Below are 14,982 nucleotides of genomic sequence, written 5' to 3' on the forward strand. Positions count from 1 at the left end.
CGAACCTACTCCTGCGGCATGGCCGGCATGGCCACCGTGGCGGCCGGGTCTTCGCCAGCGCCGTCAACGAGCGGCAGCGTTCCCTCGTGCGCCGAGCCGGACGGAGCCGTTGCCGCACCACCGAAGACGGCCGCGGGGGCCTCGTGGTTCTCGGCGACCGCACCCTCGGTATCGATTGGCATCTGCGGCTCGTCGTCAAAGCTCGGGACGCCTTGGGGCTCCGCAGACTCGGGCTCAGCAGGCGCCTCGGCAACAGGCTCAGTGTCGGCGTCGGCAGGAGCGTCGCCCTCGGGCGCATCCTCGGCCACGTCCTCGCCGTTCGCAGCGGCGACGGCCTCGTGCGGGTCCTTGCCCTCGGCCTCGGCACGCATGCCCAGCACCAGGTTGCGCAAGCCCGCGACCGTGCCTTCCACGTCGGGGGCCGGCTGGTCGGCGTGCAGGTACGCCCAGTCCATCATAAAGGTCGCCGACGACAGCGCGCCAATGGCCAACGCGTCATCGGGACACGAAAGCTCGACCTCAAAGACACGCTCGTCATGCTCGCTCACGCGCGTGCGACCGCACGAGATGCTGCCGGCAAGACCGGTCTCGTTCATGAGCTCGACCGTCACGTGCTCCAGCAGGTGGCAAAGCTCGGTCTGGCCCATGCAGTCCTGGAACTCGCGACCCGAATCGCCCAGGCACAGATGCTTGGCAATCGCGGGCACCAGGTAGTACACGCGCGCCGTGGCCTCGATATCCTCCGAGGTCATGAGTGGCATGCCGGGGTTCACCAGCACGTGCGCGCAAATCTTGTCCTCGCTGACGGTGACCTTAAGGATGTTGAACAGGCCTGCCATAACTCTCCCCTACTCGTCCTTGCCCTACTCGTCGCCGTCGTGCGGATCCGCAGAGCCCGCACCCGACGCCGCCGGCTTCTCTGCCGCGGGCTCGGAATCCTTCTTATCGGTTTCGGCCGGAGCGATCACGCGAATGAGCGAGATGCGCTGGCCACGCATCGACTGTACCTTGAACTTGTACCCTGCGACCTCAAACACCTCTCCGATGTCTGGCACCGAGTCGCAAAGCTCCAAAATCCAGCCGGCGATGGTCTCATAATCATCGCTTTCCTCGAGCGGCCAACCAAGCTCAATCGCGTCATCGCACGAAAAACGCCCATCGACGAGCCACTCACGGCGCGAGAGGCGCGTGAGATACTTGTTGTCGGGGTCGAACTCGTCCTCGATCTCGCCGACGATCTCCTCGACGATGTCCTCGATGGTGATGATGCCGGCCGTGCCACCGTACTCGTCCACGACGACCACGATCTGGTCGTGCGAGGTCTGCATCTCGGACAGCAACGGCAGGATATCCTTGGTGTCGGGCACAAAGGTGGCGTCGCGCAGATAATCGGCGATGGGCTGGTCACCCTTGCCGTCGAGCGCGGGCTGAATCAGGTCCTTGATGTGCGCGATGCCCGCGACGTTGTCGGGGTCCTCGTGATACACCGGGATGCGGCTGAAGCCGGTCTGGCGCATGGTGGACAGCACGTCGGCGACCGTCTCGTCGTCCTCGCACATGGTGGTGTCCACGCGCGGCACCATGACCTCGCGGGCAACGGTGTCGCCCAGGTCGAAGATCTCGTGGATCATGCGCTTTTCCTCGTCGAGCAGGTCGTCCTGCTCCGAGACCATGTACTTGATCTCTTCCTCCGAGACGTTCTGGCGGTCATCGGCGCTCTTGATGCGCAGGATGCGGGCCAGGCCATCGGAGCAAGCGCCGGTCAGCCACACGAGCGGATGGGCGATCTTTTGGAACACGGAGAGCGGTCCCACGACCTGCTTGGATACGCCCTCGGCGTTAGCGAGACCGATGCGCTTGGGCACGAGCTCGCCGATCACGATGGACACAAAAGCGACGGCGACGGTGATGATGACCGGCGCCAGGCCGCGCGCGATGGCGGAAAGCGGTGCGATGCCAAAGCTCATGAGCCACGCGGCAAGCGGGTCGGACAGGCTCGTCGACGCGACGGCGGACGAGGCAAAGCCCACGAGCGTGATGGCGACCTGGATGGTGGCCAACAGCTGATCGGAATCGGCGGCCAGCTTAATGGCGCGCTCGGCGCGCTTATCGCCCTCCTCGGCATCGTGCTCCAGCACGGCGCGCTTGGCCGTGGTGAGAGCCATCTCGGACATGGAGAAGTAGCCGTTGATAAGTGTCAGGACGAGCGTGGTAATAAGGGAGATGGTTATGTCCATCGGGAGTTTCTCGAACCTCCAAGATTCGGGACGTTAGGCAGTAGACGTAGGTGACGGATAGGGCAGTTGCGCCCGGCGGGCGCTTGGATGGGCCCGCGGGCACAGATGCGATCGCTAGATTACGAAGAGGATCACTGCCATGAACTGGAAGATGCTGCCGGCGAGCACCCACAAGTGGAAAACACTGTGCAGATAGCGCACGTTTTTGGCAATATAGAACGGCACGCCCACGGTATAGCACACGCCGCCGACGGCGAGCAGGGCAAGCGCGACGGGGTTCAGCAGCGCCACAAGCGCGGGCAGCTTAAAGACGATAAGCCAGCCCATCAGCAGGTAGACCAAGCCGCTTACCCAGTGTGGCTGACGCTCGCGCAAAAAGCACTCGAGTGCGATGCCGATGATGGCGATGGCCCACACGGCAAAGAACAGTATGGCCCCGCCGTCGTTCGCCAGCGTGATAAGGCAAAACGGCGTATAGCTGCCGGCTATGAGCAGGTAGATGCAGCTGTGGTCGATGATGCGAAACACGCGCTTGGCACCCGCGGGCTGAATCGCGTGGTAAAGCGTGGAGGCCAAGTATTCGAGGATGATACTGACGCCGTAGACGATCGCCGCGGCCATGTGTGCCGGGCCTCCGCCGCGCAGGGCGGCGAATACGATCAGAAGCACGAGGCCTGCAATGCCCAGCAGGCATCCGACACCATGGGTGACGGAGTTCATAATCTCCTCGCCCACCGTGTACTGCGGAACGGCCGCGGCCTTAGGTCGCGGCTTGGAACTGTCGCTCGAATCGGACATGCCGGTTACATCCTCCAACGTAAATGGTTCTTAACACTATATCAAAGCGTCTGGATACGTGCGAAATTTGCACCTTACGTGACCCTTTGTTTACCCATTCTTTGCTTGTTGACGCATCAACGGCGAACGTCCATAATGCGCTTGTTTTAAATGTTGATGTATTAACATCTTAGAGGAGAGCGACTAATGGCTCAAAATACACGCTCCCACCGAGGGCTCAAGATCGGTCTGGCCGTTGCCACGGTGCTCATTGCCGCGGTGCTCGGGTTTGCCGGCAACTTTTTGTTTGACTTTGCCCTGAACCCGCGTGCTCCGTACACCATGAAGATGATGCAGGACGGCAAAGACGCCGAAAAAGGCGAGCAGATGGACGCCGAGGAGAGCGAGGCGCGGGCGTGGTTTAAGGAAAACCGCGAGAGCAGCAGCCTCACCGCGGACGACGGGACCGAGCTTGCCGCCTGGTATTTTGCTGCGTCGGAGAGCACGCACGACTACGCCGTCTGCCTGCATGGATATACCAACGAGCCTATCGGCATGGCCCGATACGCCAAACGATTCCATGACCGCGGCATGAACGTACTCGTACCCGCCGCCCGCGCCCACGAGCGCTCCGGCGGCGACTATATCGGCATGGGCTGGCCCGAGCGCCTCGACATCGTCGCATGGATCGAGCGAATCGTTCAGGCTGACCCCAAGGCGCGCATCCTGATCTTTGGCGAGTCGATGGGTGCGGCAACCGCCATGAACGTCGCGGGGGAATCTCTGCCCGCAAACGTGAAATGCATTATCGAGGACTGCGGTTATACGAGTGTTTGGGATGAGTTTTCTCTGCAGCTCAAGGACGTGTTCGGCCTGCCCAGCTTTCCCTTGCTCGATGTAGCAAACTTGGTGTGCAACGTGCGCGCGGGCTACGACTTTCATAAGGCAAGCAGTGTGGAGCAACTCAAACACGCGACGGTTCCCATGCTGTTTATCCACGGCGACCAGGACACCTTTGTGCCGTACGGCATGCTCGACCAAAACTACGACGCGTGCGCCAGCAAGGTCAAGCAAAAGCTCACCATTCATGGCGCCACCCACGCCAAGAGTGCGCAAGTTGACCCCGAGCTCTACTGGAGCACGGTCGGCAACTTCCTCGATAGGAATTTTTAGGCGAATAGTACGGTTTACTGGTCTATCTGACTCCCCGTTTTCGGAAGTGCGGTGAAAATGCCGGGAAGCCCGACCAGACCACAGTTTCACCAACATTTTATCAGGGGTTTTGTTGTCAAAAAACGGTTTGTGGTCGGTGGTATTCGATTTTTCACCGCACTTCCGAAAAGCCGCCCGTGGGCACTGTGCTCGCGGGCGGCTTTTGCTCGACTTACGCCACAGAGGCGCTTGTTTTGTTCAATAACTAGGCGCTATTTGACCTCGATGAGCTCGTACTCGCTCGTGCCCAGGCCGATCTTCTCGGCATGCGCGATGCACGCGCGCCAGTCGGTGTCGGGATGTGTGATGCAGAAGGGGTCACGCGCCTGCTCGCCCTCCAGATGCTCGTGATTGTGCTCCATCTTGGCGGCGCTATCGGTGAGCTCGGTGTTGGGCAGCGGCTCGGATGCCATGACGGCATCGGCGCAGGCCTGGTCGATGGCGGCCGGGTCGAAGCTCGCGAACATGCCGATATCGTTGACGATAGGCGTGTCGTTTTCGGGATGGCAATCGCAGTTGGGGCTGATATCCATGGCAAGCGAGATGTGGAAGCTGGGGCGGCCGTCGACGACGGCCTTCGTATACTCGGCGATCTTGTAGTTGAGCACGTCGGCCGCGGCGTCATAGCCGGGCTTGATGGCGTCCTGGTTGCACACGCCGATGCAGCGGCCGCAGCCCACGCAGCGATCGTGGTCGATGGTAGCCACGTGCACCGTGCGAGTCGTGCCGCTGGCAAGCTTGCGCTCGCGGGTGTCGTCGAACGAGATAGCGTTGTGCGCGCAGACCTTTTCGCAGGCACGGCAGCCAACACAGTGCTCGGTCGCGACGTTCGGCTTGCCGGCGGCATGCTGCTCCATCTTGCCGGCACGGCTGCCGCCTCCCATGCCCAGGTTCTTCATGGCGCCGCCAAAGCCCGCCTGCTCATGACCCTTAAAGTGCGTAAGACTGATCACGATATCGGCATCCATGAGTGCCTGGCCGATCTTGGCCTCGCGCACGTACTCGCCGCCCTCGACCGGGACGAGCGCCTCGTCGGTGCCCTTGAGGCCGTCGGCAATGATGATCTGGCAACCCGTGGCATACGGGGTAAAGCCGTTCTGGTAGGCGGTGTCGATGTGCTCGAGCGCGTTTTTGCGGCTACCGACATAGAGCGTATTGCAGTCGGTGAGAAAGGGCTTGCCGCCCAGCTCCTTCACGACATCCGCTACGGCGCGGGCGTAGTTGGGGCGCAAAAAGCTCAGGTTGCCCAGCTCGCCAAAGTGAATCTTGATAGCGACGAACTTGTTCTCAAAGTCGATCTGCTCGATACCGGCGCGACGGATGAGGCGCTTGAGCTTGTCGAGCTGGCTCTCGCGAGCATGCGTGCGCAGGTTGGTGAAGTACACCTTAGCGGGCGCCGCGGGTGCAGTTGCGGTCATAGATCTATCCCCTCGGTCTATATGGCGTTACAGACATGAGAGGATGGTACCCGTTGAAGTAGGGTCAAAGTCAAGCGCAACACCCAGGTGCTCATTGGGGACGTACTTAAATGACTGAAACTACTCATTGGGGACAGACTTAAATGAGTACCGCTAGAGACGCTCTTTCGCCACCCGCCACCCGGCAGTTGGGGACGTTCCCTTTTTGCCGGCAGTTGGGGACAGTCCTTGCCAACCCGACCGGCGAGCCGACGATCCGACAAAGACTGTCCCCAATGGTTAGTCGTTTAAGAACGTCCCCAATGACTACTCTTGGACTTTGAGAGCTTCGGCCAGGCTCACGCGCTTGATGGACCGCATGTGCAGCAGCGCCACGATCAGGTAGGTCGCAAAGCCAATGCCCACGCATACCGCCATGGACCAAGCTGGCACGTAGATCTCGATATTGCCGCTATAGGCAAGCAGCATGGAGCGGAAGATGGCGGTGAGCGAACCGATGATCAATGGCAGGCTCAGCACGAGCGACGCCGCCACGCACAGCGTGATCGAGCGGATGTACAGATGCGAGATCTCGCTATCGCGATAGCCAAAGACCTTCATGTAGCTAATCGACCGGGCGCTGTGGTCGATCACGGCCTTGGTCAGCAGGTACATAAACAGCAGGAAGATAAACACCGCGAGCCCGACCATCATGCCGATCATTTTGCTCATCATGCCGATGAACTGGTCGCCCACGGCGCGCATGTCGTCGGGCGTGGTGTCGCCGGCAAAGTAACGAGCATCGAGGTCGAGCTTCTCGTCGCTCACATAGCCGTTAAAGTAGGCGGCGTCGTTGTCGAACAGCTCGTTAAAGTCGTCGATACTCATATAGATATTCATGTCCGACTTGGAGCCCCAGGCACAGTCCTTGCTCGCGTACTCAAGGGAATAATGCTCGCCCTCGTACTTGTCGCTGAGCGTGACCTTCTGACCCTCGCTCCAGCCAAACTTATCGAGCAGACCGCCGCCAAAGACGACGCGTCCATCGCCGACGTTGAGGTCTTTCCAATAGCGCGAATCGGGCGAGATGCCGTAGACGGAAATGGCCTCCTCGCCGTTTCCGTTGCCACGGTCGTACTGCAACTGGTAGACAGCGTATTTCTCGGCCTGTGCAATCTTTGCCGCACCGTTGTCGGTCGTGTTAACCGGGTGAATGTCATCGTTGTCGGTGTCAATCTTCGAAGCCTTATCAATCAGATTGATTGCCTCGTCGTGGTCGCAACCAAGGGCATCGGCCAGGCCGTCGAGGCGCGCGTAGAGCGCATCCTTCTTGTCCTGAACGCTTGCGAGCGCGCGTTGCATCGCAGACAGGCTCTCGGCAGACGGAGATGCGGTCGCGGCATCGGCCGCGTCATCAAGCTCGTCGCTGGCATCCTGGACGGCAGAAAGCAGCGCGCCGTCAACCGACTGCAAGCGCTCGAGCGCCGACCACTGCTCGCGCTCCTCGGCGGTACCCTCAAGCTCTAGCGGCGCCTTGAGCGTGTACTGGTGCTGGGCGACCAGGCTCGTCTCGAGGTTGTCCGCATAGTGCGTCATCGTGGGCAGAATCGCCAGACCAAAGAGCAGCAGCAGCGACGCAAACGCAATTCCCACGAAGAGCGTGGCGAAGTTGCCCAGGTTGCGCAGGAAGACGCGCAGGCGAAAGCGCGAGACAAAGCCCATGCGCTCCGGCAGCTGCAGGCCGCGCTTGGTACCCGATTTGCCGCTCGCCTCGTGACGAAGGAACTGCAACGGCGTCTTGCCCATCTTGCGAAGCAGGCCCACCAGCGTGATGAGGATGAGCGCGGCGGCGGGAACCACGGCGCACTTCACAAAGATCTCCCAGCTCCAGTACACCTGGAAGGGTGGCAGGCTGTACGAGCCGTAGTAGAGACCGCGCATGGGCTCGGTAAAGAACACAACGCCGAGCGCAGTGCCCAAAAGCGCCGCGAGCACGCCCACGATGGCGGGAAGCGCGAGGTAGTGCAGCACGATCTCGCGACGGCGATAGCCGCTGGCGAGCAGCGTGCCGATGATGGCGCTCTCCTCCTCGATGGTGGCGTCGGTGAGCACCACAAAGACAAACGCCATGATCACGATGATGATGTCGAGCAACGTCATCCACATCATGGAGTCGCCGTCCACGTCGTCGCGCGCATAGCCAATGCCCTGATTGGAATCGGCATCGATCAGATCGTCCACGCGCGCATCGGCATCGGTCAGCGCCTCGACCATATCCTGCTCCGCATCGATGCGATCCGCGGTGGGGAGATCGCGGTCGGTAAAGGTAAAGGAGTAGGTGTAGGCAGGCGCGCCGCCGGCATCCTCGAGCGCGGCAAAGCCGGCGTCGGTGACCTCGGCCACGCCGTACGTGATGGTGTTCACCGTGAAGTCCGAATTGTTGAGGAACAGCGCCTGGCTATCGGGCTGGGTCATGATGCCGCAGATGGTGTAGGTGCGACCCTCGAGCTCGACCCTATCGCCCACGTCGAGGTCGTTGTTGGTGGCAAAAACGCGGTCGATGGCCACCTCGTCGTCCGTCTTGGGCTGCCTGCCCTCACAGTAGGACGCGATATCGACCTTGGTGCGGTGCGCATAGGTGCGCAGGGTGCGCTTGGTGCCGTCGTCGCCGGCGGTCTTTTTGATGATGGCGTCAATGGAGAAATTCTTGTAGAGCGTGACGCCGCCGACGTCGTCGGCTGCATCCTCGGCTGCCTTGAGCTGGTCTTTGGTGGCCTCGAAGGAGGTGGTCACGCGGCCGTCCTCAATCGTGTACTCGTCGCGCATGTCGTCGATGAGGCAACCGATGGAATGCGCCGCGAGCAAAAAGCCCGACGTGAGGGCGATACTTCCGCACATAAGCAAAAAGATGCCCAGGTACTTGCCGATATTGCGGCGCAGCTCGCGCGGGAGTCGTTTTACGAGAGGTGTCATGGCGCCGCCTACCAATCGAGCTCGGCGGCCGCGACGGGTGCATCGTTGAGCTCGTCCTCGACGATGCGCCCGTCGCGCAGGCGTAGCACGCGGTTGGCCATGCGAGCGATGGCGGCGTTGTGCGTGACGATGATGATGGTGCAGCCGTAGGCGCGGTTGACATCCTCCATGAGCTGCAAGATTTCCTTGGACGTCTTATAGTCGAGCGCACCGGTGGGCTCGTCGCACAGCAGCAGGCCCGGGTTTTTGACGAGCGCACGGCCGATGGCGCAGCGCTGCTGCTGGCCGCCCGAAACCTGGCGCGGGAACTTGTTGCGGTGCTCGTAGAGACCCAGCGAACGCAGCAGGTCATCGATGTTGAGCGGCTTTTTGGACAGGTGTGCCGTGACCTCGATGTTTTCCTTGATGGTGAGATCGGGCACCAGGTTGTAGAACTGGAAGACAAAGCCCAGCTCACGGCGGCGATACTCGCCCAGGTCGGTAGGTTTGAGCACCGTGAGGTCGCAGCCGTCCACCAAAATAGAGCCAGCGTCGGCATCCTCCAGGCCGCCGATCAGGTTAAGAAACGTCGACTTGCCCGAGCCCGAGGGCCCCAGCATGACGCAGATCTCGCCTCGGTTGATGGACGTGTCGATGCCATCGAGTACCGTCAGGCGCGCATCACCGTCGCCGTAGTGCTTCTTGAGCCCCTTGACCTGGACGTAGGCTTGCTTCGTCGCCATGCTATCCCCCATTGTTAGCCTATTGCTACTTTATGAGCGTAATAGTAAACCATGGCGAACTATTTTTAGGCGAGGCCTGGATTTTATTTCAGACTAGTCATTGGGGACGTTCTTAAATGACTAGGTGACTAGGCGCGGGATTTGGTGCGTGAGAGGGCCAGGCCTGCGGCGGCGATGGCCACGGCAAAGAGCACGGTGACGCCCAGGTCGCAGGCGATGTCGCCCAACATGGCAGACGTCAGGTCCGACGCGAGCGCCTTGCCGATCGCGTCGTTCACCCAATATGTCGGCACAAAGTGCGCCACGGTCTGCACGGCCGGGCCCATCAGCGACAGCGGCATCCAAGCGCCGCCCAAAAACGTCATGAGCATGCCGAGCAGGTTGCCCACGCCATTGAGCAGCTCCTCGCGCGCACCCAGGCTCGAAAGGGCAAAGCCAACGGCCAGAGGCGTGCACGCCAGGGCAAACGTCGCCGCCAGCGCCAGGCACACACGACCCACGCCGACCTCGGCAACCGCGCCGGCAAAGCCCACGACGCCCATCATGCTCGACACAAACCAGATGCAGACGGTGATCACAGTGGCGGCCGCAAACACGGCGAGCGAACGCCGGCGCTCGGAGATTGGGCCGGCATCCATACGACGCACGCGCTCGGGCTCGTTCATGCCCGAGAACACCAGCCCCACCGATACGATGACCGACGAGATAATCGCGTACGCGCCAAAGTTGAAATACGACTTGAGCATGGCGGCGGCAGTCGAACCAACCTTGACCTGCTCAATCTGGACCTCGGCGCGCTTGGCGGCGGCATGCTCGGCGGCCTTGGCGACGCTACCATTAGAGGCGGCGGGCTCAAGTGCCGCCGCAGCACCCGCGAGCGAGATCCAGCGCGAGGCCTCGGCAGACGAAAGCGCCGCCGCCATGGTACCGGCACCGTAAGTCACGTCGAGCTTGGGCAGGGACTCCCCCGCGCGGGCGGCTGTAACAAGATCGCCCTCAAACCCCTCCGGGATAAAGAACACGCAGTCGGCGCTACCTTTGGCGCTGTTGCTCTTGGAGAGCGCGTCCGCAAGGTCGTAGGTGTCGTCGCCGACGCCCGTGACCAGCTCAAAACGCGAACCCAGATGCTTGGTAAGCGCACGCGAAAGGTCGCTATTGTCGCGGTCGACCACGATCACGTTGGTGTCGTAGGGCTTGTACTCGGTGAGCTGCGACGAGTTCCAGCTCACCGATGCCGCGATGAATACGCCCATGAGCGAGATGAACACCGTATAGATGAGCAGGTAGAACGGGTGCGCCAGCGCCATGCGAAGCGCGGTCTTAAAGGTGCTCATAGCGGCTCCTTCCAAAGATCAGCGTGGCGGCGGCAACGAACAGCAGCGCCATAAGGACCAGCGCGCCGGCGCGAACGGCAAAGGGGCTCAGGTCCTCAAAGAAATACAGGCGGTTGAACATGTCGCAGATGAGCTTGACGGGGTTGAGCCAGCACTCGGCCGGGCAGGCGCGGGCGACGTCGTCGGCAAGCGCCATCGCCGGCTCGCCGTAGAGGCCGGCGAACAGGGCGCACGTGGTGGCAAAGCCCGTGAGGATGCCAGACTTGGACGCCTTGCCGCCCTTAACGGGAAGCGTGCCCACAAAGAGTCCCAGGCCCGTGGCGGCAAGCGCGGAAGCGGCGCCGCCCACCAGACACAGCCCCTCGCGCCCGCCAAAGTCGACGCCCACGACCAGGCGCACGTAGCCGATTGCGATCGCCATCGAGGCGAAGGAAACCAGCCACGAGCCGACAAAGATGCCGGCCAGCGACGCCGTCTTGGAAAGGCCGCCCACGCAGCGACGCGCGCCGAGGCCCGACAGATTGGGCTGCAGATCGACGACGCTCAAGGCGGCAAACTCGGCAGACATCATCGCCACCAGACCAAAGAGCGCGTAGTAGTAGATGACCGTGCCATCGGGCGTGGTGCGTGTCAGGCTTACGCGGCGGGTGCCGCCCTCGAGCGACAGGGCGCGCGCAACCGCCTCCGAGTCGGCGAGCGCCGCCGGGTTGTCCTGGGCAATCTGGGACATGAGCTCGGCATTTTGTGTATACGAGCTTGCCACCGTCTCCAGAATGCTGCGGTCGGTGAGCACCGATGAGGCACGCGAGCTGTCGTAGCTCGATAGCAGCGTGAGCTTGGGCGTGCCCGCCTCGTCGACCGTATAGATGCCCGCAACCTCGCCGGCCTTAAGCGCACGGTTCGCATCGGCTGCGTCATCGCACTCGTGGATCTCGAGCAGCCGGTCGTCGCCTTCCTGGGCAAGCGACGTCGCCACGTCCTTAAAGGTCGAGGCGTCCCAAGCCTCATCCGCCACGACAGCAACCGGCACCGGGTCGACCGTGCCGTCGGAGCTGAGGTTCGCAAGCATAAACATGAACATCGTGGAAAGCGCGACGGGAAAGACAGCGCCCCAAACCCACGTGCTCGGCCGGCGCAGCAGCGTCTTGACCGTGGTGATGATGGTTTTGAACATGACTGCCCCCTAGTCGCGCAGCTCGCGGCCGGTGATCTCGAGGAACACGTCATTGAGGGTCGGCGGCTCGGAATAAATGCGGCCAAGCGCCACGTCATGCGAGCGCAGCGCATCGAGAATGTCCGTCAGGCTATGCGGGCTCGCCTCGCACGAAAACGTGAGCTGGCCCGCCGTCGCCGACAGGTCCAGGACATGTGGCAGGCTCGCGACGGCACCGAGCGCCGCGCTCGGCACCTCGCCGACCTCGATCACGATCTTCTCGCCCATCTGAATCATGCGCTTGAGTTCGTCGTTGGTGCCCTGCGCCAGCACGCGCCCGCCGTCCATGATCATGATGCGGCTGCAGATCTGCTCGACTTCCTCCATATAATGGCTGGTATACACCACCGTGGCGCCCTCGTCGCGCAGGCGGCAGATGCCCTCCAGGATGGCGTTGCGACTCTGCGGGTCGACCGCCACCGTGGGCTCGTCAAAGAAGATGAGCTCGGGCTTGTGCGCGATGCCGCAGGCGATGTTGAGGCGACGCGCCAGGCCGCCCGAGAGCTTGCCGGGGCGGAACTTCGTAAAGTCGCCCAAGCCGACAAAGTCGATCGCCTCGTCCACCAGCGCGCGGCGGCGCTTGCGGTCGTTGACGTAGAGACTGCAGAAATAGTCGATGTTCTCGCGCACCGTGAGCTCGTCGAATACCGCCACCTGCTGCGGCACCACGCCGATGCGGCGCTTGAGGTCGTAGCGGGCGGGCGTCATGGGTTCGCCGAACAGCTCGATGGTGCCTTTGTCGTAGGCAAGCAGCTGCAAAATGCAGTTGATGGACGTGGTCTTGCCCGAGCCGTTGGGGCCCAGCAGGCCAAAGATCTCGCCGGGGGCGATGCTCAGGTTAAAGTGGTCGAGCGCGATAAGATCGTCGTAGCGCTTGACGAGGTTTTCGACGTGGACGATGTCTGTCATGAGGCGGCCCTTCTGTTGCTTGCGGCCCGGTACGATTGCATCATCGCAGGAGCGGACGGCGCGCACCAGTGAGCTTTGTCACGAGTGCGGGGGCTCGGTCGCGTGGCACGCTGACGCGACCGCCCCACCGTGCGGGAGGAATGTCACGGTTGCGCTAGGCGGCCCCTCCACCACGCGCAGCTTCGCGTACAATACCCGTATGAACAGGCTTTTCGACAAATCGATCGTGCTGGCGTGCTGTATTGCGGCCGCCATGGGTCTTGCCGTGGACGCTCGTCTGGTTGTGGCGTTTTGCCTTGGCATTATTGCCACCTCGCTGGCCGAGGTCACACAGGGGAAACGCACCCGACGCGCAAGCGAGGCAGCGAGCTACGTCTGCATCATCGCGGCTGTCTTCGTGCCGCCGTTTGTGCCGTTTGCACCTCTCGCTCTCTATGACATCGCGCGACGCGTGCGCCGCGAACACGCCTGGGTCGCGCTGGGCATTGGCTCCGTCTTTGCTTTTGCGCTTGTCGCGGACCTTCGCGGCGGCGCGCTCACCACCCGAACGCTCCTGCTGACCGCCATCCTTTCGGTTGCTGCCACCTTGCTATCGCTACGTACCGCCCAGCTGGAGCGCGAGCAACAGCGCATGCGCCGTACCCGCGACGAGCTGCAAGAACGCGCCCTGGCACTCGAGGCACGCAACCGCGACCTCGCCGACCGCCAGGACTACGAAGTCGAGCTCGCGACGCTCGCCGAACGCGCCCGCATCGCGCGCGAGATCCACGATAACGTCGGGCACCAGCTCACGCGCGCCTCACTGCAGGCCGAAGCCCTACGCGTGGTCCACGCCGACGAGCCTGGCGTCGCCGCCGATTTCGCCGACGTTAAACGCACGGTTGACGAGGCGCTCCAGCTTGTGCGCACCAGCGTCCACGCGCTCAACGACAACGCCGTCGACCTTTCCGTGCAGCTCGAACGCATTGTCGAAGGCACACGCTCGGACGGCGGCCCGCAGATTGAGCTTGAAGTTATGGCCGAACATGCGCCCGCAAACGTCGCTAACTGCTTTGCAGCGGTCCTGCGCGAAGCGCTCTCCAATACCATGCGCCACGCTTGCGCCCAGACCGTCACCGTACGGTGCATGGAGCATCCGTCGTTTTACCAGCTCATTGTTACCGACGATGGCGTGGGTGAGGTCCAAGCAAGCGGCCGCGGCACCGCGGAGGGCATGGGGCTCGCCTCCATGCGCGAGCGCATCGAGGCGCTTGGCGGCACCTTCACCGCCGGCCCGCGTGCCGGCGCCGGCGGCTGGCGTGTGTTTGCCCCCGTTCCCAAACAGCAAGGAGATGAGGGCCGATGAGGCTCATCGTTGTCGACGACGACCGCTTGGTGGTCGATTCGCTCAAGATTATCTTGGGCGCCCAGCCGCAGATCGAAGTGGTGGGCACCGGTGCCAACGGCAACGATGCGGTGGCGCTCTACGCCGAGCACGCACCCGATATTGCGCTGCTCGACATCCAGACGCCGGGACGCGACGGCCTTTCGGCCGCGCGCGAGATCCTTGAGCACGACCCTGCGGCGCGCGTGGTGTTTCTGACGACGTTCTCGGATGACGAGTACATTGTGTCGGCGCTCAAGCTGGGCGCCCGCGGCTACCTGATCAAGACCGATGTCGCTGCCATTCCGCCGGCGTTGGCGCAGGTCATGGCTGGCAAGCGCGTGCTCGAGGGCAAGGCGATCGGGGATGTCGACTTTGATGGGGCGGACGCTGAAGCCGGCGCGACCCGCCGGCCCGCGGCCTTTGCCGGTCTGACCGACCGCGAGTTCGAAGTCGCCGAGCTCATCGCCCGCGGCCTCGACAACAAAGAGATCGCCGCCACCGCCTACATGGGCGAAGGCACCGTGCGCAACCACATCAGCTCAATCCTGGCAAAGATGGGCCTGCGCAACCGCACGCAGATCGCTATCGCCTACCTGCGAGGGTAGTTGCCCGAAGACCGACCGTTCCGGCATAGCAAAATGGCTGCTACCGATTTAAGGCCATTTCAAAACTATGCCGGTTTACGGGGCCAAACTCAGGACCCCCATCCATACCCGCGTTTTCTGCAAAATGACGGCTCGTCTACCTGCACTGATAATTGTTCTCGGGGGAAGCGGGCACTGCGGGGCGCGGCAACGGCGCGCGATTTCCGCGTCGCAGCGCTACCCTGATGCTGAATGCCG

At 62.4% G+C, this 14,982-nt stretch carries 12 protein-coding genes; 3 read left to right on the forward strand and 9 right to left on the reverse strand.

Going from position 1 to position 14,982, the window contains the following annotated elements:
* Window positions 1–5: 5 nt before the first annotated feature.
* The 3 genes from I1969_RS03765 to trhA all read right to left on the reverse strand — a co-directional run bounded on the left by I1969_RS03765 (window position 6) and on the right by trhA (window position 3,035).
* On the reverse strand, window positions 6–839 hold the full coding sequence (locus I1969_RS03765; protein ID WP_229028234.1) for a cyanophycin synthetase family protein: 834 nt from the start codon (window positions 837–839) through the stop codon (window positions 6–8).
* 24 nt (window positions 840–863) lie between these two features.
* Entirely contained in the window at window positions 864–2,237 is a 1,374-nt protein-coding gene (locus I1969_RS03770; RefSeq protein WP_195232998.1) for a hemolysin family protein, read from the reverse strand.
* A gap of 114 nt (window positions 2,238–2,351) precedes the next feature.
* Window positions 2,352–3,035 carry a PAQR family membrane homeostasis protein TrhA gene (gene trhA / locus I1969_RS03775; RefSeq protein WP_193221631.1) on the reverse strand — a complete coding sequence of 228 codons (684 nt, stop codon included), beginning with the start codon at window positions 3,033–3,035 and terminating at the stop codon, window positions 2,352–2,354.
* A 186-nt stretch (window positions 3,036–3,221) separates the two neighbouring features.
* Between trhA and I1969_RS03780 the strand changes: the two genes are divergently transcribed.
* On the forward strand, window positions 3,222–4,187 hold the full coding sequence (locus tag I1969_RS03780; protein ID WP_195233000.1) for an alpha/beta hydrolase: 966 nt from the start codon (window positions 3,222–3,224) through the stop codon (window positions 4,185–4,187).
* A 251-nt stretch (window positions 4,188–4,438) separates the two neighbouring features.
* Here the strand turns inward: I1969_RS03780 and I1969_RS03785 are convergent, their stop codons facing one another.
* The 6 genes from I1969_RS03785 to I1969_RS03810 all read right to left on the reverse strand — a co-directional run bounded on the left by I1969_RS03785 (window position 4,439) and on the right by I1969_RS03810 (window position 12,774).
* Window positions 4,439–5,644 (reverse strand): DUF362 domain-containing protein, encoded by a 1,206-nt coding sequence (locus I1969_RS03785; RefSeq protein WP_195233002.1) that lies wholly within the window; start codon window positions 5,642–5,644, stop codon window positions 4,439–4,441.
* A gap of 306 nt (window positions 5,645–5,950) precedes the next feature.
* Window positions 5,951–8,596 carry an ABC transporter permease gene (locus I1969_RS03790; protein WP_195233005.1) on the reverse strand — a complete coding sequence of 882 codons (2,646 nt, stop codon included), beginning with the start codon at window positions 8,594–8,596 and terminating at the stop codon, window positions 5,951–5,953.
* Between the two features lie 8 nt (window positions 8,597–8,604).
* Window positions 8,605–9,318, reverse strand: coding sequence for an ABC transporter ATP-binding protein (locus I1969_RS03795; RefSeq protein ID WP_229028235.1), 714 nt, complete (start codon window positions 9,316–9,318; stop codon window positions 8,605–8,607).
* A gap of 128 nt (window positions 9,319–9,446) precedes the next feature.
* Window positions 9,447–10,652, reverse strand: coding sequence for an ABC transporter permease (locus I1969_RS03800; protein WP_195233009.1), 1,206 nt, complete (start codon window positions 10,650–10,652; stop codon window positions 9,447–9,449).
* On the reverse strand, window positions 10,639–11,826 hold the full coding sequence (locus tag I1969_RS03805) for an ABC transporter permease (protein ID WP_195233011.1): 1,188 nt from the start codon (window positions 11,824–11,826) through the stop codon (window positions 10,639–10,641). Before I1969_RS03805 ends, I1969_RS03800 begins: the two co-directional genes overlap by 14 nt.
* Before the next feature lie 9 nt (window positions 11,827–11,835).
* Entirely contained in the window at window positions 11,836–12,774 is a 939-nt protein-coding gene (locus I1969_RS03810; RefSeq protein WP_195233013.1) for an ABC transporter ATP-binding protein, read from the reverse strand.
* A gap of 199 nt (window positions 12,775–12,973) precedes the next feature.
* On the opposite strand from I1969_RS03810, the gene I1969_RS03815 reads away from it, so the two are divergent.
* Both I1969_RS03815 and I1969_RS03820 read left to right on the forward strand, forming a co-directional pair.
* Window positions 12,974–14,119, forward strand: a complete 1,146-nt coding sequence (locus I1969_RS03815) for a sensor histidine kinase (RefSeq protein WP_195233015.1) — start codon at window positions 12,974–12,976, stop codon at window positions 14,117–14,119.
* A complete protein-coding gene (locus I1969_RS03820; protein WP_195233017.1) occupies window positions 14,116–14,745 on the forward strand; it encodes a response regulator in 630 nt (209 codons plus the stop codon). Before I1969_RS03815 ends, I1969_RS03820 begins: the two co-directional genes overlap by 4 nt.
* The last annotated feature ends 237 nt before the right edge of the window (window positions 14,746–14,982 follow it).

The sequence above is a fragment of the Collinsella aerofaciens genome, assembly GCF_015548375.1.
Lineage (GTDB): Bacteria > Actinomycetota > Coriobacteriia > Coriobacteriales > Coriobacteriaceae > Collinsella > Collinsella aerofaciens_AB.

Bases quoted from the DNA above. Each gene is read 5' to 3' on its own strand.
- I1969_RS03815 (WP_195233015.1), top strand. From the start codon at position 12,974: ATGAACAGGCTTTTCGACAAATCGATCGTGCTGGCGTGCTGTATTGCG.
- I1969_RS03765 (WP_229028234.1), bottom strand. From the start codon at position 839: ATGGCAGGCCTGTTCAACATCCTTAAGGTCACCGTCAGCGAGGACAAG.
- I1969_RS03800 (WP_195233009.1), bottom strand. From the start codon at position 10,652: ATGAGCACCTTTAAGACCGCGCTTCGCATGGCGCTGGCGCACCCGTTC.
- I1969_RS03790 (WP_195233005.1), bottom strand. From the start codon at position 8,596: ATGACACCTCTCGTAAAACGACTCCCGCGCGAGCTGCGCCGCAATATC.
- trhA (WP_193221631.1), bottom strand. From the start codon at position 3,035: ATGTCCGATTCGAGCGACAGTTCCAAGCCGCGACCTAAGGCCGCGGCC.
- I1969_RS03770 (WP_195232998.1), bottom strand. From the start codon at position 2,237: ATGGACATAACCATCTCCCTTATTACCACGCTCGTCCTGACACTTATC.
- I1969_RS03810 (WP_195233013.1), bottom strand. From the start codon at position 12,774: ATGACAGACATCGTCCACGTCGAAAACCTCGTCAAGCGCTACGACGAT.
- I1969_RS03785 (WP_195233002.1), bottom strand. From the start codon at position 5,644: ATGACCGCAACTGCACCCGCGGCGCCCGCTAAGGTGTACTTCACCAAC.
- I1969_RS03795 (WP_229028235.1), bottom strand. From the start codon at position 9,318: ATGGCGACGAAGCAAGCCTACGTCCAGGTCAAGGGGCTCAAGAAGCAC.
- I1969_RS03820 (WP_195233017.1), top strand. From the start codon at position 14,116: ATGAGGCTCATCGTTGTCGACGACGACCGCTTGGTGGTCGATTCGCTC.
- I1969_RS03805 (WP_195233011.1), bottom strand. From the start codon at position 11,826: ATGTTCAAAACCATCATCACCACGGTCAAGACGCTGCTGCGCCGGCCG.
- I1969_RS03780 (WP_195233000.1), top strand. From the start codon at position 3,222: ATGGCTCAAAATACACGCTCCCACCGAGGGCTCAAGATCGGTCTGGCC.